The sequence below is a fragment of the Vibrio sp. 10N.261.52.C2 genome, from assembly GCF_041471425.1.
Lineage (GTDB): Bacteria > Pseudomonadota > Gammaproteobacteria > Enterobacterales > Vibrionaceae > Vibrio > Vibrio crassostreae_C.
In genome coordinates this window covers 103,153-123,374 of the sequence record NZ_JBFROH010000045.1, presented here as the reverse complement: position 1 = coordinate 123,374, position 20,222 = coordinate 103,153, and the positions used below count along the sequence as shown (strand labels likewise).

Annotated in this window: 7 protein-coding genes; 1 reads left to right on the top strand and 6 read right to left on the bottom strand. The window is 44.1% G+C overall.

Annotation, left to right across the window (positions count from 1 at the left end; translation table 11 throughout):
• Positions 1 to 12: 12 nt before the first annotated feature.
• From AB4307_RS17405 to AB4307_RS17395, 3 genes are read right to left on the bottom strand one after another with little or no spacing between them, the layout of a single operon-like run.
• Positions 13 to 1,338: an HlyD family type I secretion periplasmic adaptor subunit gene (locus AB4307_RS17405; protein WP_017059471.1), complete on the bottom strand. Its 1,326-nt coding sequence runs from the start codon at positions 1,336 to 1,338 to the stop codon at positions 13 to 15.
• The gene (locus tag AB4307_RS17400) at positions 1,331 to 3,490 is read right to left on the bottom strand and encodes a type I secretion system permease/ATPase (protein ID WP_372132771.1); all 2,160 of its coding nucleotides are present in this window, start codon (positions 3,488 to 3,490) and stop codon (positions 1,331 to 1,333) included. The genes AB4307_RS17405 and AB4307_RS17400 overlap by 8 nt, the downstream gene beginning before the upstream one ends.
• Positions 3,491 to 3,523: 33 nt before the next feature.
• Positions 3,524 to 12,700, bottom strand: a complete 9,177-nt coding sequence (locus AB4307_RS17395; protein WP_372132768.1) for a T1SS-143 repeat domain-containing protein — start codon at positions 12,698 to 12,700, stop codon at positions 3,524 to 3,526.
• A 249-nt stretch (positions 12,701 to 12,949) separates the two neighbouring features.
• Here AB4307_RS17395 and AB4307_RS17390 point away from each other — a divergent pair, with 249 nt between their 5' ends.
• Positions 12,950 to 14,797, top strand: coding sequence for a M3 family metallopeptidase (locus tag AB4307_RS17390; protein WP_372132765.1), 1,848 nt, complete (start codon positions 12,950 to 12,952; stop codon positions 14,795 to 14,797).
• Positions 14,798 to 15,047: 250 nt separating this feature from the next.
• Here AB4307_RS17390 and AB4307_RS17385 read toward each other — a convergent pair whose 3' ends face one another.
• The 3 genes from AB4307_RS17385 to AB4307_RS17375 form a co-directional block, all read right to left on the bottom strand.
• The gene (locus AB4307_RS17385; RefSeq protein ID WP_372132763.1) at positions 15,048 to 18,590 is read right to left on the bottom strand and encodes a UvrD-helicase domain-containing protein; all 3,543 of its coding nucleotides are present in this window, start codon (positions 18,588 to 18,590) and stop codon (positions 15,048 to 15,050) included.
• A gap of 18 nt (positions 18,591 to 18,608) precedes the next feature.
• Positions 18,609 to 18,866 carry a hypothetical protein gene (locus AB4307_RS17380; protein ID WP_372132760.1) on the bottom strand — a complete coding sequence of 86 codons (258 nt, stop codon included), beginning with the start codon at positions 18,864 to 18,866 and terminating at the stop codon, positions 18,609 to 18,611.
• Between the two features lie 513 nt (positions 18,867 to 19,379).
• A complete protein-coding gene (locus AB4307_RS17375) occupies positions 19,380 to 20,213 on the bottom strand; it encodes a regulatory protein RecX (RefSeq protein ID WP_017068390.1) in 834 nt (277 codons plus the stop codon).
• Between the last annotated feature and the right edge of the window lie 9 nt (positions 20,214 to 20,222).

Genomic DNA, 20,222 nt, shown 5'->3' with positions numbered 1-20,222 from the left:
CTTTAACCCACTTCATCGTTCACGAAGTGAGTTTTCCTTAGCTCGTAAAATAGGTTTTAACCAATAACTCAATACTGTTTTCTCTCCGGTTAATATATCGACCGCGACTTGCATCCCTGGGATAATGCTAAAGGCAGAGTTTTGTTGCTGGTCTTCGTTTAACTGAATATGGGCACGATAATAGGCGTTTCCGTCTTCCGTTTGTAAGGCGTCGGCACTCACGTAAATCACCTCGCCTTTAAGTCCGCCATAAATGACGAAATCGTAGGCCGTGAATTTCACTGTTGCACCTAACCCGTTATGAACAAACGCAATATCTTGCGGAGAGATTCTCGCTTCAACAATCAGGTCACTGTTTGATGGAATGATCTCAATGATCGGCTCGCCGGGACGAACTACACCACCAATGGTACGCACAAAGATCTCTTTGACTGTGCCATCAACGGGCGCGACAATTTCAGTACGCTTGAGTTGGTCGGCAATCGCCTGCTGGCTTTCGTTCAGCTGCGCTATCTTGCTCGCCACTTCATTCAACTGGCCTTGCACTTTGGTACGAAAATCTAAAGCGATACTTCGATGATCCGCTATCGACTCTGAGTAGGCAGCTATCTGCTTCTGCGCTGCTACTTTTGAGCTAGCAATATCACCTTTGAGTTTGACTACATCACGGTTGAGTTTAAGTAGCTCAACTTCCGCAACAGCACCGCTCGCTACCACGTCTTTCAGCATGTTGCGCTCACGAATCACAATCTCGAGGCTGCTTTCAAGAGTCTGGATATTGTTAAACGTATCGACACGAGCTTGGTCTTGTTGCTCGATACGAAGTGCCGCCTCTTCCAGTTCAGACTTCAACTGTCCTAAACGTTCTCGGTAGTTCGCCTTGGCATTCATTAACGCAGGGTGGCTTGATACATCAACCGCAATATCTTGAGGCACCAAGACCACTCGCTCATACCACTCTTTCGCATCGTTATTTAAAACGACCGTCGACAGCTCAGCCTTTAATCTTAATTGCTGAGCAAGCAAGGTATCCGCTTGTTGAGCCGACTCTAAAAACGCCGCCTTAAAACGTGTGTCTTCTAACTTAGCTAGAGGTTGCCCCTTCACTACAGATTGGCCTTGTCGCACCATGATCTCTTGAACCAGTCCACCTTCTAAGCTCTGAATGGTTTGCACCGAAAGACTTGGAACGACTTTACCTTCACCGATCACGACTTCTTCTAATGTTGCCCACGTAGCCCAACCGATAATTGATACAATGAGTAGAGCACTCAACCAAATCAGCTTTCGAGAGCGGAATGCTAAGTGGTTGTTGGTCCATTGAATATCATTACTCATGACGACCTCCCTTCACCACAGATACCGTCTTAAACCGGCTCGTACCTTTAGGTACACTTTTCTTCTGTAAAGAGAGAATTTCTTTAGGTTCACCTTCTGCCACGATTTGACCTTTATCCAATACAATCACTCGATCACACATCATCAAGAATGAAGACTTATGGGAGCTGATTAGCATTGAGGTTTCTCTCGGCATACTTTGAAGTGCATTAAAGAACTGAATCTCGGCCTGATTATCTAGCGCGCTGGTGGGCTCATCCATGATCAATAACTTTGGACAACGATACAGAGCTCTCGCAATGGCAACGGCTTGGCGCTGACCACCAGAAAGTAACCGACCACCCTCACCGACAGGTGTTTCAAGGCCATTGCTTAGGCGCCCCATGTAACCATTCAAACCCGACTGTTGAAGAGCTTGTCTTAGCTTTTCTTCATCAACGTTGGTCGCACCAAGCGTAACGTTGTCGTAAACACTGCCAAAAATAAGATTAGTGGTTTGCCCTACCCAACCCATGCCACTACGCAGAACGCTGGTTGGCCATAATTGCCCATCGATTTCTTGATAGAAAGCTTGTCCTGTTGTTGGCAAATACTGGCGCGCAACAATCGATAGTAGAGTTGTTTTACCCGCGCCTGCCGCACCGACAAGACCAACTCGCTCACCCGGTTTGATCTCTAGGGAAATCTCCTTTAATGCAGGGCTTTGAGTCTCTGGATAAGTAAACGTCACTTCATCTAACCTAACCCCACCATCAAAGTCTCCTTTGTCGATAACTTGGTGTTTGGACTCTTCCTGAGGTAGCTCCATAATCTGATTCAGCCCTTCAACGGCCGAACGTGTTTGCTGGAACCTCAGCAATAGAAGAGAAAGCTGGTTCACCGAACTTGCAGCGCGCCCACTCAACATCACAACGGCTATCAAACCACCCATACTCAGCAAGCCTTCAGAGATCTGATACACGCCGAAGATGATCAGAGTGATGGTAACGATCTGCTGACTGGACTGAATAGAGTGCGTCACGATATTGGAGTAATGACGAGATTGAGTCTGCCATTGAGAGAGCGACGAAATCGTCTGTTCCCAACGCTTCTGGGTAATACCCTCAGCATTGTTTTGCTTGATATCCGGAAGGGTTGTTAAGCAATCAAACAGCTGGGCTTGTCTTTGTGTCGAGAGACGTGCGGTTTCATCGAATGTTTTCTCGACCTTGCCTTTCATCGCGATGCTCAGCACAATCAAAACAAGCATGATCGCGACAGGTATGAACATCATTGCGCCACCGAGCCAGCCGATAAGCAGTAGGAATAACAAAGTGAATGGCAGATCGACTAAAGTGACTAACGAGATAGAAGTGAAGAAATCTTTCACGCTATCGAAGTCTTGAAGCTGTCTGGCAAATGCGCCTACCGATTGAGGTCGATTTTCGAGCTTCATACCAAGGACTTTCGAGAACAGCTGAGAAGACAACTTGTTATCAATATAGCGCCCAGCCATATCAGTCACAGAGCTTCGTGAGCTTCTCAATACCCAATCAAAAATAACAACGATACCAACGCCTGCTGCTAATACCCAAAGCGTGTTAAACGCTTGGTTTGGCACAACACGGTCGTACACATTCATGGTAAATAACGGAACCACTAGCGCAAGCACGTTGATCAAGAACGAAGCGATAAACAGATCGCGATACCAAGGCTTCACTTCTTTGACCACCCGCCACAACCAACGGGTGTTGGATTTACTGTCATTGCGCTCATGTGCCTGAACACGGGCGTCATCAAGCGCTTGAGCACCCACTTGCCAAACAAATGCATCCACTTTAATGACTAAGTCTTTAAGGAGAATTTGTTGGCTTAAGTTGGATTCACAATTCAATACTTGAAAGTCGCCAACGGAGCTTTGGGTTACGACAAGAGGAGACCCTGTCGCGGACTCAACAGCAACAACAGGGAACTGACATTGATTCAATAATTCTTTTTTAACGTGGCTCAGCGTTAACCCCGATTTCTCAATGGCTCTTGGGAAAAGGGATTCATTGAGCCTTCCTTCATTTAAAGGTAGGCCAGACACTATTTTGGAAGGATGGCTGCGAACATTAAAATGCTCACATAACCATTCAACACAACCTAGCCAGCTGTCTTTTTGTTCTACCAATCTAAACTTCCTTTTATAGACTGTACATCCAACTTACAGCGTTAAATTATTGTCTTCTATCATTTTTTGTAAAATTTGTGCTTCTAATGCACTGCTACTGTCACCTTGATACAGATCGTCGTACGTGACATCGGCTATTAAGATGTTTTGTTGAACGTCTTCGTCGCCATTAGGTTTAATAGAAATGGTCACACCTTCACCAGATTCTTCTAAATCTAGATATTGTGTTGCCCCTAGCCCTGTATTAAGCCCTAGGCTTCCCAAAATACCCGAGAGGTCAATTGCATCAGTGTCTGGAGACGCATCAAAATCTTGAATCACATCGTAGCTTGGTGCTTCTGCACTCCCTAAGCCTGAAGATGCGAACACAAAATTGTCAGAGCCTGTACCGCCAATCAACAGATCGTTATCATCTGTCGCGGTAATCGTAGAATCCCCTTCAGCGACAAACTCAATCGATACGGTTTGGGGTAACCCGACCGCTTGGTTATTGCCTATCTCTGCAGACGGCTCTATCGTTAGGTCAAATTGATCACCACTGTTGTAGCCCCCGGTAATCGCTAGGTTAGGCACATCTGCCAAGTCCACCACATATTGACCATAGACCATAGAGCCGTGTGAGAACGTCAAACCTGCGGGAATATCATGAATTGTAATGAAGCCCACTTCTGAATCAGCAGGGTTTACAAGAGAAAGGTCTAAGCCAAGAGGAATCGTGCCACTTGCTTCTGCCACGATCGAAGAATATTCAACGCTCAATAACGGTGCATCAGGCTCTGGTGTGATAATAAGCGTCATGTCTTGCGAGCTCGGGTCACCCGTGTCGACCACTAACTCACCGAGTACCGTATTTTGATCAACCGTTCGGCCGGTAATCGTAATATCGAGGTTACCAAACGCATCGCCTGCAAAGAATTCGAGCTCATCAACAGAACTTGCTTTAACGAGGATCGTCGCCTGTATGATGCCACCAACACTGGTGAAAGAACTGGTTTCTGATCCAATTCGAATTCGGTCTAACCCAACTAACCCTGATGGGTCCGAAGTTCCATTCACTGTTACCGTAATTGCTAAAAACTCATCACTGTTAGTTTCAAAGCTATTGGCATCAAGAGGAATCACGATGCCATCATCTTCACTTCCAGTGAGCTGTTCAGGTAAATCGAAGAACTCAACTTTGTCACCTATAGGGTTAACACCTACAGTAAATTCAGATTGTGTATAACGGATATCCGTCGTACCAATTTCTTGAGTAATCGCCTCTAGAGACAGATTAATGTCACCACTAAAGTCTCTTGGTGGCAGAATGACTAGATTAGATAACTGACTTGGATCTAACTGCCACTCATAGGTAGGGTTTCCATCGAAGGTACCGCCATCAGCACCATTGTTTGGAACCAACTCATAGTTGTCTCCGATTTTAATCGCGACAACTGCGCCTTCAGGAACTCCCTTCAACGAAAGCGACATGTTTTCAGAACCATCTTGGTCAATCAGCTCTGCGCTAAGTGATGACAATGAAATGTAGTTATCCTCGTCGCCGACTATATCCTCTGTCACCAAGTTCGCCGCATCAGCGACTGGCTCAACGGTGATCGTGACTACGGTCGTTTTATCTTGCGTATCCGTTTCAACGACACAATCCGCTTCATCGGTAATATTTGCAGTTACCGTGAAGGTGATATCGCCGCTGTAATGTTCAGGTGGTGTTACCAACACATCACTCAAGCGGCTAGGATCCGTTACCGTCCAAGTACCATTGCCATTATCAACTAACAACCCGGTGTCAGTTGGAGTTTCAGACAAGGTCGCTCCATTCGAAATGCTCACCGTTAGAGAGTTAACGGTTTCTTTACCGGTAGCGCTATTGCCTTCACCAGTGATTAATTGTCCATCTTCAACGCTATCACCAAGAACCAGTTCAAGGTTAAGGTCTGTCGCGATGTCTTCTTGAATGGTTGTGGAGTCGGCTTCAACCGTAATGTCATCGACCACAGGCAGAACTTGGATACTAATGGTTTGAGCCGTCGTCACCGTATCACCGCTACATGGTGAGGTCTCAATTGTCTCTATGGTGAAATCAATACACCCTGCAAAATCTTCATCCAAGCCCGTTAACGTTAGTTTCGAAAGTCCATCTGCAGTGATTGAATAACCGACGATCTCACCAGAAGCATCGTATTCAGCAATCACACCATCACCGGAGATCTCAACGCCTTCAGGAAGTGAATCGGCAGGAATATAGAAAGAGATTTCATTGTCTGGATCACTGCCAACATCGGTGTTTAGCAAGCCAGTGAGATCAATATCTTCCCCTTCAGGTGTTTTAATTTCGCCATCGGGTTGAATCGGGCTTGGTGGGCCAACAGGGTCACAAGAACCGCCACCGCCGTCATGACCAGTAATTTGCAGCGGGAAAGTCGCATCAATATATCTCGCATCTTCACCATCAATCACACGAGCACGAACCACAATATCCAGTACCGGAGTATCACTTGGGCTGGAAATCGTCGCATTATCTAAAATGTACGCTGCGAGCTCTTGGAAAGAGTCACTCGTTAGCCCATCCGCCGATATGATCCAATTCCCAGAGCTATCTTGCGCAGCACCATTAGGGTGCTCAACAATCAACGAATAGCCGTCGGGAATCTCGATCAAAATATAATCTAGGTACTCTGACCCATCGATATCCGCGTCGACGAACGTCACGGCGTTAGAGATATCAACAGGCGAGCCATCTGTACTCTGTAACAGCTCTGTAGAGCCTTCTAATCGAGTATCTAGCTCGACACGAGCATCGACAGTCACGCTAATGGATCCGGTAATATCTTTAATATCCGTTGCACCAGTTGGAGAGGTATCCGTGACTTCATAGGTGATAGGAATTGAGAATGTTCCGCTTAAATCTTCTGTCGCTGTAACAGAAAGCCTGCCGCTGCTTAGAAGATCCGAAAGCGTTGGCGTTGTTGAGTCCAGTAGAGTATCCAAATCTAAGCCTGAAGCTGGGACCTGAATAACACTCCCATCAAAATAAAGAGTGAGATCTGCAGGTAGGCTATCAATGACATATCCCGTCAAGGATTCGCTGCCATCAATATCCTGATTCACTGAAGGTTCAAGGTTCAGCCCGATTTGACTGTCTTCGATGCCTTGAGTACTGACCACTTGACCGTCTTCTTGATCAACGACCGGCGCTAGCTCTACTTTAAGTGTCATAGGAAACTCGCCCGAATCACCATCGGGCTCAGTTGAGATAGCAATAACGGTGAGTTCTAATTCACCACTAAAATCAAGAACTGGCTTGAGATACAGATCATCCAGTTGAGCGTTAGAGACTTGGAATACGGGCCCTGTCACATCATCAACATACGCAATCGTCAGCGATACTGGTTCACCCAACGCATCCACCAGCAAAGTGCCTTCAGGAATGTTAGTAAGCAGTATGTTGATCTCTTCTGAAACATCGTCATCCGTCGTTTGTATGAGGAAGTCGAGCTGTATTAACCCATCTTCATTCAAGACCGATTGGTTGCTGATGACTTTACTGTCACTGTCGTATTGCCAATGACCATTACCACCGTCTACCGCGATAGGTTCATCCACAACACCTTTCAAAAAGATATTGATGGTTTTTGTATCACTTGACGCTTGCCCATTGATAGGAATAAGTGAATCGATCGTCGACTCAGTCGCTATTGCTGTTACGTCTATTGACAGATCTTCAGTAAAGGAACTGATGTCTTCTTTAGGCTGAATATAAGCAACACCATTGGCGATAGCTTCGGCAGTGACTGAATAGGAATTATTGCCTATCTTTGCGGTACCATCACCTTCAACAGACCAGCCATCTTGAACTTGGATAATATAACTTAACGATTCAGAACCATCGGTGTCCGCCAAAGCGCCTTCAATAACGTCTTTGAGGTAAATAGCTTCATCCTCTAGTCCCTTGTAGTCTTTAACAGACACATGAGGAGTATCAGCATCAGGTGAAATATCGACAGTAACGGTATGTACAATACTTGCCGTTTTATCATCTGGGTCAGCGAATGAATTGCCAGACTCTGTTGCAACCGCAGTAATCTCAAACTCAAAGCGACCCGCTAGGTTGTCGTCAGCCCTGATTTCCATTTTATCAATCTGAGCCTGTGTGTAAGATTTCCCTTCTTTGACTGCGTTGCCATTTAACGTCAAATTCAAGCCGTCAGGAATCCCACTAATCTGGTAGCTCAATGTTTCTGACGTATCTTGATCCACCAGCTGAGCTGTTATGTCCAAACTGACTGGGTCTGAGTCATCTTCTACTGAATGATAGGAGAATACGGAAGCCGACCAATCCGGTGCATCAGCCACCGGTAAAACAGACACTGCAACATCAGCCGTCAGTTCTTTAGGATCCGTATCAGTGCTAATGATTGCGTTGATCGCTAGGATAACCGTTGAGGTGGTATTGGATTCATGAAGCGCGGGACGATAAGTCAACTGTCCATTAGGCCCAGTGAACTGACTATCAATCGCTGCCAATTGACTTCCAGACAAGGTGACCTTGCCGTCTACAACTTGAAGCAACACCCCATCAAGGTACAAGCTACCACCGTTTAGCGATGCTTCTGAGAACTCGATAGCAGTAACGGTTTCGCTTTGGTCGACATCGCCGGTTGCCACACTTACAACGATAATCGCGTCATTGTCTTCTGTGGTTTCAGAATCTTCATAACGAATAAAACCTTCGTTATCATCCAGAATAAGCTCAGCAGTACTGGTAACTTTATCACCGTCCGCATCTCGCACCAGATAATCGATGTCATCGACGATCTTAGGATCTGCAGGGTTTGTTGATACATTGGGATTTGTAGTCAGCTGGTAGCTACCATCTGAAGAAAGCGTAAACTGACCGTAAGTAGACCCACCATCATAATCATTAATTAGATTAATCGTGATAGGAGTGCCTGCGTTATCAAAGGTATAGGTAGTACCGCGATAGTCAAAACTTACAATGGTTGCGCCATCGGCACCTGCGAATTTTTCTGTTAGAAATTGTCCATTAAGGTCATCACCCTCAACCATTTCAATTGCCCCTGAACGCGCAACTGGGACAGCATCTGTTACGTTGACAGAATAAATTGCCGGATCAGAGCTATCGCCGTCCGCATCGTTGACCACCAATTCAAAATTGAGGGCTAGATTATTCTCTCCATCAGCATTGGCGTGATCGAGAGGTGCATAAAGGTCGAACTCTGTTGTCCCTTCAGTATTAAAACGAATCCTAAATATATTGTTTCCATCAGAATCTTGACCGTAATACCAACCATCAGAATCGACAGCTTGCAGTGAAATGTCTTTCCCTGCACTCGAATATGAAAGTGCATCAAACGCAGCGGTGTCGACCGTCACAGAGACAACATCATCGGAACCTTCGATTATTCCTAACGAAGGGCTAGAATCTTCAACACCAACCTGTTCGCTGTCTCCAAGCAGACCGTCTTCATCAACAGAAATGCTTCCGATAACAGTAATTTTAGGGTTTGCACCATCGTAAATCTTAATATCAGATTCTTGTGTATCTCGTGAACCGTCTGAATCGATTGTGACGATTGAGGCTGGAATCGACAGCTCTGTGTCCTTCACACCGGTTCCGTGGTCTATTGACTGGTACAAATCAATCTCAACCGTGACATTCGTGGAACCATTGGCTTCTAAGCTAAAATCTTCAGGAAGTCTCACTTGGAAAACAGCATCGCCATTCGACAATACCGCATCAAACGTTCCATCCCCATTATCTCGCCAAGACAATGCTTCACCATTACGTGTCACCGCCTCACCGTCACTATCAAGAACGGCTTGGCCAGTTGTCACATCTAACCCCAAGAACACGAGTGGATCGTTGCCCGCACTCACGGCTAAGCTTGCACTCGCTGTTGTTCCAACACCAGACGGGGTTGTATCAGCAACAGGGTTTTCACTCAACTCGACCATGCCAGAGCCAATCGTAGGCTCCCCACCATCCGTAATCGAGACGTTCAAGGTTAATTGAGTTTCATCGTTGTCATCATCTTTTGCTGTGATGACAAAAGGAATTTGGTCGGTTCCATTCGTTTGGTCGAGGCCCTTGAATAGTTCAAAGGTGTAAGTGACATCAGTATCGGTCTCACCTGACAGAGAGGTAAAGCTCAAGGTGAACGCTTTATTTTCAGCACTTTCAGAGCCAACATAACCAGTAAGTTCATTTCCGTCTGCAGAGACCACATAGATGATCTGTACACCCCCACTAAACAACTGCGGCTGATCTCCAACATCAAAAAATACAGACTCAACAAAGTCACTTCCGACGTTGAGATTGAAAGTGCCAGTATCTGAAACACTGCCGTGAATAAGATCTGATTCGTCCACAGCAGCATTGCTAGTTGAAGTTAATATTGGGTCGGCTCCATCCTGGATGATCCAGTCGAATTGCCCTTGTTTTAAAGAAGTGCCATCTAAATCCGTTCCATCAATAATAAGTGGCAGGGTGATGGAGTCGTTGCTGAACAGGTGGTTGATAGGCTGTTCTAACACTAATGTGACATCTGCTAGAACATCGATACCACTAGCGACTGCACTCAACGTTAGCGTGAATATCGTTTCACCATTTGCTTGTGCGGTAATCGTTTTACCATCATTCGCTAACGTGTAGGTTAGAGGAAAGTTCTCATCTCCGGTCGTCAAGCCCAAGGCGTCTAACTGCACCAGAGTATTAGCATTAAATACAATAGAAGCGGGATCTGGATTATCTGATCCAGCGGAAACGGTAAACTGGCCGACTACAGTTTGAATTCCATCAGACACATCACCTTCAGAGCTGGTCGTTGTCCCATCAACAACTAGCCCTGCATCACCATCAAAAATATCAATGACCGCAGTGCCGTTTCCGAAATCATTACTGATGTCGCCAGCAACATAGTTGAAGGTGATGTTCTGATCAACTGTGTGGTCCAAATTCCTGTTGGCGACGAACGTCCAGTGGCCATTCGCAAATACGGTCAAGGTGCCTTCGCTAGTAGCAAATGAAACCGGAGAGCCACCAACAATCGTCTTGGTCGTACCATCAACTTCAACACTTTTTATCGTAAGTTGAGTATCCAAATCGATGTCGTTATTCAACACGTTCCCTGACGCAATCTCACCCTCGATCATTTGATAAGACTCATCAAAAACCAGAGGTTCAGAATCTTTGATGACAATAGGTAAACGTCCTATCACTAACTCCGTTGTACCATCAGCATCGGTTTGCAAACCTTCGATGAGCAAAGCCGTCAGAATTGAATCTAACCCAGCTTCCTGATCAATCGCCTTATAAAAATTGATATTTACGTTGCTGCCGGAAATTGACGCATCGAATACTTTTTGCCCATCGCTTCGTGTGCCAATGAGGCTTTGTTTATCAGCCGATACAGCAACGGTTATCGATAGGGTTTGAGAAGTTAGTGACTCTGCGATGCTTTGATCATCGCTAAAAGAGAAATCCGCATAATCGATGCGAATATCAGAGGTCTGAGTTTGATTTCCAAAAATCCCGACAACAGTTTCTGAGAACACAACCGACTCGGGCAGTATAATGCTTGGCATATCATCGATAGCTTGATTGCCTACCGTATTGAAAACTTTGGCATCAACCGTCCATTCTGACGCCAAGTTTAGGGACGAGACATCTATATTTTCAACAACCCAATTACCTGATGCATCAACAACACCCTCAAACACAAGAGTCTGAGAGCCATCATTAACTTCAATATAAACAGGAAGACCTTCGGCAACATTGGTTGTGCCTTGCATGGTTGTAAGTTGGCCGCCACGAAATGCCAAAATACTAAAACCGTCTAGCGTATCAATGTCTATAACAGGCGAAACAGTATCAATAACAATTTGCCCTGCGCTATTTATTGCAGAAGCAGGGTTACCGGCAACGTCAACAGTGTCAGCCTCAATTTGAATGCCACCATCGGAAAAGCTGGTTAGATCCACGCCTTCAACTGACCAAGCACCATCAATCACAGTTGCCGTCAGAACAATGACATTCGTTGTGCTGTCAGAAATACGAATATTGACCGTTTGGCCATCTTCTACGTTCTGTACCGTACCAAAGAATTTAGCCGACTGAATTTCGAAGCTATTGAGGACACCGTCGCCACCATCATCAACCGCAGCGGTGATGTCCGCTAGCGTATCTTTCACGATCGTGTCGGTCGCTGTTGTAGGGTTTCCAGCAATATCGATAGTATTGGCAACAACGGTTAGCTCACCTTCTGCAAAGCTTGAGTAGTCTTGAAGAGTCAGAGTCCAAGTTCCGCCGGATACTTCCGTTGTGTATTCTTGTATCGTTCCTTGGCTATCGGTAATTGAAATGTTGATGGTTTGCCCATCTTCTACATTGGCAATCGTACCAACTAGCACCCCATTCGATATTTCAAATTGATTGTAAAACTCATCACCAAAGCCATCGAAGTCAACCTCAATGTTGGCTAATGTGTCTTTGATTGTGGAATCGTTAGCTGCAATGCTATTGCCAAAATCATCAGCAATGACAGCATCGACTTGAAGATCCCCCTCCTCCAATGAAGAGAGGTCGACGCCATTGACGACATACGTTTCATCGCTTGTGATGGCTGTGGTGGTTACTGTGTTTCCGTTAACATCAGTGATGGTCAGAACAACGGTACGCCCGTCTCGAACATCCACTGCCGTGCCCGTAATCGTGACACTTGGTACTTCAAACTGATTTTCGTAACCGTCTCCACCATCCAAAATATCAACGGTTAATAGTGCACTAGGTAACAGAATATCAAGGTTACCCTCATTCGAGGTTGTATCTTCGTCGGCATATTCTGCAGGACGCGTATCAAAACCCGCCTCAGCGAGCGTTTCATCTAAGGTGGAACGAACATAAGCAATAAAAGAGGCGCTGGAACTAGGTTGATCATTTACTGAGTTAGGCTGTTGAGGTGCGCTTTCAATGTTGTTGACGAGTTCGGTGACCACCTTTTCCAACTGTTGTTCAACTGCGGCGATTTGTGGTTCGGTTAGGGGCTGAGCCTCTTGTAAATTCTGAGGTTCAATGCTGACGACTTGCACGCCTTCAACTTTTGGCTGCGTAGCAGGTAATTGAAGCCAAGTCCCATCAGGGAATACTTGCCACACAACACCACCAACTTCGATATATAAAATAGGATCCATCCTAAACCTCTTCCTTACAAAAACGCTGACCTTGAGAACATCAATTTACTCAATAAAAAGCCGGAGAAATCAGCACACTCTCTTTAGTTAATACTAGCAAACAACAAACCATTAACAGTTAATTATCACTAATACGCTGTAAAGAAAACCGATAGGCTGTGACTGCATTCAGTTATATCTATCGTCACAAAATACATTCAATGAATGTGTCATAATGTTGAAATTACTGGTTAAATTTCAAGGAATGTCATGACTGCAACGAACTATCTCAACCAATTGAATCAAAAGTATCTTGCGACTCATAAAGCGAAAGAAGACTTCTTTTGGGATACATATATGGGGATCAGTGACGACCACGATGGCTCGACACTCGCGCAGACTCAGTGGACGGAATTTCTAAGCTCTGCCGAACAGATTACTGCTATCGAAACGCAACTCGCTGCTATTGATGAAATTCAAGATCCTCTCGAAAAAGAGAGTACGCTGACAGGCTTGAATGGTTGGTTGGCGACCTTTAGATCTCACGCTATTGAGTCTGAGCAGTCACAGAAGCTTAAATCCGATCTCATAAAGTTTGAGGCTGAACTGTTTGAGAAAAAACAGAATCATGTAATGACTTACGTAAATGAAACAGGTGATGAAACAGAAGGATCGCTGCCCGTTTTAGGTTCAGCCGTTAGAAGTAATGGTAATGAACAAGTTAGGCTTTCTGTACATCAAGCATTATTAGATTTAGAGCAATGGCTGCTGGCTAACGGCTTTATTGAGCTGATCAAAAAACGTAACCAATTTGCTCAATCACTGGGGTTTAAAACCTTCTTTGATTACTCGGTGGTAAAAACCGAACAGATGACGACAGAACAACTGTTTACGATTCTGGATGACTTCGAAGCACGCACGCGTGATAGCCATCAGCAAAGCCTAGCCAATTTGGCAGAGCAGAAAGGCGAGAATGCACTTCAAGCCCATAACTTTACCTACTCTTTTGCAGGTGACGTTATGAATGATCTTGACCCGTATGTTCCGTTCTCAAAATCATTAAGACGCTGGATAGAGTCTTTTGGTCGCCTCAACATTGAATACTCTCAAGCGACATTGAAACTCGATTTACTTGATCGCAAAGGAAAATACCCTAATGGCTTCTGCCATGGCCCTATCCCTTCTTTCTATGACCAAGATGCTTGGGTTGCGGCCCAAGTTAATTTCACTAGCAACGCTAAGCCCGATCAAATAGGCAGTGGCTATGATGGGATTAACACACTATTTCACGAAGGTGGTCACGCGGCGCATTTTGCTAATGTAAAAATGAACGCCCCTTGTTTCTCTCAAGAGTTTGCGCCGACTTCGATGGCTTATGCTGAAACACAATCCATGTTCTGCGACAGCTTGTTAAATGACGCTGACTGGCTAAAACAGTACGCTCTAAATGCGGACGGGCAACCTGTGCCAGATGATCTAATTAAAGCCATCATCGACAATAAACAGCCCTTCCGAGCTTACCAAGAACGCAGCATTCTTGTGGTTCCATATTTCGAGCGAGCCCTGTACGAATTAGCTGATGAAGACCTCACGCCTGAAAAAATCACGGCACTTGCTCGTAGCAGTGAAAAGGCAATTCTTGGATTGTCTTGCAGCCCTCGTCCACTAATGGCGATCCCTCACTTATTGTCTGATGAAGCATCTTGCTCATACCAAGGTTATCTATTGGCTCATATGGCGGTGTATCAAACACGAGCTTATTTCACCGACAAGTTTGGTTACTTAACAGATAACCCAGAGATCGGGCCTTTGTTGGCGAAACACTATTGGCATAAAGGCAATAGCGTGAACCATAACGGTACAATCGAAAGCCTGACTGGGGAAGGTTTTAATGCCAAATATCTCGCTGACGAGTGTAACTTATCGCCAGAGGAGGCTTGGGCGATTGAGGAGCAAAAAATCAAACAGCTGTCGACAAGAGAACGTGCACCAGTCGCGGATTTGAATGCGAAGGTATCGATCGTTGATGGAGCAACTGAATTAGCGAATAATGCAAAGTCGAATGACCAAATGTGTGATGATTTTGAGCACTTTATTATTGAGCAATACGGTCGATAGATTGAGTTTTAATGCTAATGAAAAAGGCAAAAATGAGTAGTGACATAACTCATTTTTGCCCCATTATTAGATAGACCTTTTACTCGTTCATATCCTGTTAATGGTTTTTTCCCTTACTAAAAGTTATCTATTCTTATAGCTCTCTTAGCGTATCCGCCCCATGAACCCACGGGGCGATTTGTCAGTGTTTGAAGTTCCACTCGTAGAAGATTTAACACTGTATAGACGAGTGTTCATACCATCTGTGACATTATGTTCTGGAGAACCCAAAAGTACTTTTTATACCTTCAATAAAAGGACTTAAACCCTTAGGGAAGCCTTTCGGTGCAAGATGTTCATGATATGTCACAATCAGCTTGTTTTTAGGTCGACTCAAAGCAACATACAGCAGGCGCTGACTCTCATTCGAACGACTCAGACGTTCTTGATTTGACGCAGAATCAGGCACCCACGGAGGGAATGTATCTCCGACCGCATTAGGAACAATCACTGTTTCAAACTCTAGGCCTTTTGCTCTATGGATAGTACTCACAATAAGGCGGTGTTTTTTGTCATCAATCAGGTCAACTTCTTTTAATGTGAATAGTTTGGCAATCGATGGATTCGAGTCATCAACTAAGTTGTTGAGTAATCCTTGGTATTCGCCACTTTTTTCCAACCAAGGAATAAGCTTATCTCTTGCTTCCGAAGACACGTCTTGAACGTTGTTGTACCAATCCGATTTATCTTGAATGAACATGAGCCATGCATCTAGCGTTTCAGCTAATGAAGTACTATTTCCGATGGTTTGAGGTCCCATTAATTTCTCGATCTCTACCCAATTTTCTCGAAGATCTTCGACTAGTTGAGCCTCTCCATCGATAAGTGAATCAATGTGTGAAAGTTTAGGTGTAATGACGCCCATAAGGTGCTTAAGTAACGATGCGGTCGCTTTCACATCATCTAAAGCATTATGGCTATTAACGCCTTCCAAATCGAAATCTTTAAGAAGACTCTCTAGTTTATAGTTCGCCTGATTTGGGAAATGCTGCTTGGTGAGCAATAACGTATCCATTTGAACATTCTGCTTAAAACGGTGGTATGCATCTATCGTACGATAGTCGTTCAACGCATTACTGTTCATCTTAAGCATTGTTTCATCAAACGTAAGGTTATGCGCGACGACGGCACAGTCTCCAACAAATTCAAAGAAATCAATCAATACTTGGTCTAACTGCTGGCCATTAGCAACTTGGGTTGCTTCTATCTTATGAACTTTTTGGCTTTGTTCAAATTGTGTTTTTAAATCTAAATCTGATTCAATATCCAGGTGTACGTATCTATCAAACTCATCAGTAATGATGCCATTAACTACTTTAACCGCTGCAATTTGTACAATTTTGTCCGACTCAAAGTTTAACCCCGTTGTTTCTGTATCGTAAATGACAACCCCTTGCCCTTTGAATTTCGCGACTAATTCTTTCAAGTTATAAGTATAAGTATTGCTGTTGCTTGTCTTACTAAGGTTGCCACTTTGGAGGATGTCATAAACAGTAACACCATGCTGCTTCAAAGCATTTATAAACTGAATGCACCTGGATTTGGTGAGTTTGCCGTCCCATTTCTTGCTAAATCTATAGGACAAGCGCCACCAGTCTTTATTTGTCGCCACTCCTTGATAAGCTCGAAGGCAGCTCATCCAGTCTTGAATCTCATTTCTCTGCATCAAATCACTTTCACTAACCCTAAAAAAATCGATTTTTTTCAAATTAAGAAAGTTACAATACGATTCCGCTATTTTGTTCGTTGAGCACAATAGTCCGACTTGTCTTGATGAGTTTTTTTCTAGTATTTTCTCGATCATCAGAATGACGTTGTGAATTTCTGCCACATTATCAGGATAACCTAATAGCAATGTCGACTGCTTATCATCAGCGTCACTATTCCCTTTTAGTTCTGGGAGTTGCCAATTGAACTTTCGGTATGCGCTAAGCAGATCGACAATGTTTTTGTCAGAACGGAAGTTATTAATAAGTTCATGGCGTTCATAGTGGGTCGTGCGCTTTTTAAGCTTTTCAGTATCTGCGCCTAAGAAGCTATAAATAGACTGATAAGTATCACCTACACAGAAAATATGGCTGTCTTCATCGCTCATGGCATTGATGATTTCCCACTGTATTGGAGACAGGTCTTGAACTTCATCAATCTGGATGTATTTCTTTTTATCTTTTCTTGCAATGATTTCCTGTAAGCCTATACAAAGAATATCATCAAAGTCATAAGTGCCACTTTGCTTTTTAAGCTCTCTGAAGGCTATAAACACAGACCATATATACTGTGCTAGTTCTTCCTGTGACGGTTCTTCTTTATCAAAATTCAGTGTAGCCTCAGACAATAGTTGCGCCATATTCTTCTCAAGTAGGTCCGAGAACGTACTTATCAATTCAGCATCATCCAGCAATGTCAGTGTCAACATCAAAAGGTAAGAACCAAAGAACGTGCGGTTGAAGCTATGAGAACTCGCCACCTTTGCAATATCACCGGTTTGAACCACTAAGTTTTTGAAATGTGGATTCATGACTTTCGAGACGGTGCTGCTTGCAGACTTCTTAGCTGTTTCTAAAAGAACTTCACGGTACTCATCATCAAGAATACCGAATCTTTTCTCTTGGAAACTTAATCTTTTGCTCTTACGAATGCTATCTAAGCAAAAATTATGGAAGTTACCAATGAATGGCTGCCTGTCATTAAGTACGCTTTTTGCTCGAATGTGCATCTCTTCTGCAGCACGAGTGGTGAAGGTTAGGCACACAATATCTTGGTCATCATTATGCTTGAGTAACGCTTTCTCAAGACGATGAATTAAGATCGTGGTTTTTCCAGCTCCAGGGGGGGCTTCAAGAAAGTGCCTGCCTGAATCGATATGGATCAACTTTTCTTGGTGCTCGCTTAGCGGTGGAATTGAGCGGATCTGCTCTAGCTTTTGAGACTGGTCAATCTCGTGGAGTAAGTCTTTTTCTAGCTTTTGATTATCTTGCCATAACGTAGCTTCTTCAACCTTGAGTTCAGTAAGTTTACGCTCATAAAACTGAACGTCTTTTTCTAGTTTATCTTTTTGAAGTCTAATGCTATCTACTTCATCTTGTACTGAAGCTTGGTCGTCAACTAGTGCCGTTTCCAAGGCGTATTTCAACTCGCTGTCGCGTTTGGCCAAAGCTTCGAGTTCTTTTTGTCTAACCGAGTAATCCGCCTCATACAAGGACATCTTTTGTCGTAGTTCACGATTGACTTGCTGGTAGTTTTTGAGCTCCAACATCAACCGCCCATTTAAGTCGACCTGTTCGGATAGCTCTTTGATCTTGTCTTGGTTCGCCGCGTGTTCTTTTAACTCTGCATGCCCTAACTTCTCCAACGAGAAAGGTTCCGAAACAATATTCTTGTGATAGACATCGATGATTAAGAACTCGTAGAGCTTTTTTGCATCCTGAAAAAGAACCTGCAAGTCAGAGCGGGAGTACTGTCTAGGTTCATAGTGACTGGCCTTATTTCCCATTTTTTGAATTCGTTTGGCAGCATAGGAAATATGAGGTTTGTTGAACTTGTTTGAAAATTCTTCAATCAGTTTTGCCAAAGACTTAGAATTCGAACCAGGGTCGATCTCTAAAGCCGTCGCCAACACCCCTTCACAGAAGGAGCGAATTGCTGTAGGTACAAAATGATAATGCTCGTCCACAAAGAGTTGTTCCGCCGTCGCGATGGATTCAAACAGCTTTGCTGGTGCCTCATCTAGTAATCGTAAAAAGTTAGACTCCATGCCCCTTGCTCCCACGTGTTATGGATATACGATGAAATATTGCTCTTCACAGATAAAAATAAGCATAGGGTTTACATTCTTGTAGCATTGGGTCACTACATTACCATCTATGTTTGTAGTCGCGTCAGTAAAGGGGGTTTTGCATCGTTCAAACTCTTTTTGAGCTTCTTCTTCAGAAAGGGGGCCGAGAAAGAATCTACTGCCGATAAGTTGTTGAAAGTCATTTTTTAGTTCAATAACACTTGTGTATTCCGAGGAAGCAAAATTTTTGATCATACAGTCACTAAATTTATTGACAGTTTTATCACTCTGTCTGTCGTTTGTTTGATAGCTCTGTGCAAGATAGATAAGTAAGAGCATTCCTGCCTATACATATCACAATATGTCCTTAAACTCTTTTGGGCCGACTCCCTAGCACCACAGAAATAGGCGGTAATCTTACACTAAGGGGCTAGTAACCCAAACCTATTTTGCTTATCTGAGAGTCCGCATGTGTATCGTATCCGCCCCATGAACCCACGGGGCGACTTATCAGTGTTTGAAGTTCCAAGGTAGGAGTGCGTCGATATAACGAATAAGCTTTGACCACTGCCCAAGCGTGTACTTTATCGCTTTGCCTAATGGACTAGAGCCTTGTAGTGGCTGAGTTAATTTGGCCACTTGATTGGAGGTTTGCAATACCTGAAGTTATTCATGACTCGCTAATTTAAGAAAGACGCTAGCAAGGTTTTGTCCAATAGTTACTTAGGACAAACCAACATACTACAATAGGAAATTTTTCCGGCTTAGTTATTCGTTATCTTCACTCAATGCAAATTTGATCTCGTCTGAAGAGAACCCCTTTCGACTTAGCATCGCGTAAGCCTTGGAGCGTTCTTTATGATCGTTTAGGTCATAAGACTTCTTCTGCAACTGTTCTAAACACGAAGAATAGAAATCTAGCTGCTCTTCATTAATCAATCGGTCGATGAGCGATGACAGTTCACTGGTGTCGATTTGTCGTTGTCTAAGTTCTTGCTGAATGGCAGTCAGTCCCTTGCCTTTACGAGCATACTTGAGCACCTCTTTTTCCAAATCGGCTTTCTCGGCCTTAATTTGAATGTTACTTTTCAGTTGATGCGCTTGTGGGTGCTGGTCAATCGCTACCTTAACTTGTTGATAGCTAAAGCCACGCTTTTGCAGTGTCGCAACCAGCTTTTCACGGCTCATGGTAAAGCTTGAATAGTAGTGGTTGATTCGGTCTATCAAGATGGTTTGTTCATCAATAGACTTTTCGAACGACACTTTATGGATTGCATCAGAAATCACTGAATCGGTCAGCCCCTTCTTCTTCAGTTTTTCGACAATGTATCGAGAACCGAATTCACCAGAGAAAGCTTGTTCCACGAATTGTTCTGCAAACACTTGGTCAGACTTGAGATACCCGAAGCCTTTCAATGTCCCTAGAGTTTCATCGATCCATTCTTGATTGTCGGTTTTCACTTTGAGCTTCGCCACTAACTCGCTTTCCGTCATGTCTCTCTGAGTTAAATGCCACATCGCAGAGTTCATAACACTTTCAATTCGCGTCGCTTTTCTTACCGTTGTATTTCTAGTATTCGTTTTTTGCTGTGAATCGTCCATTCGATTTCA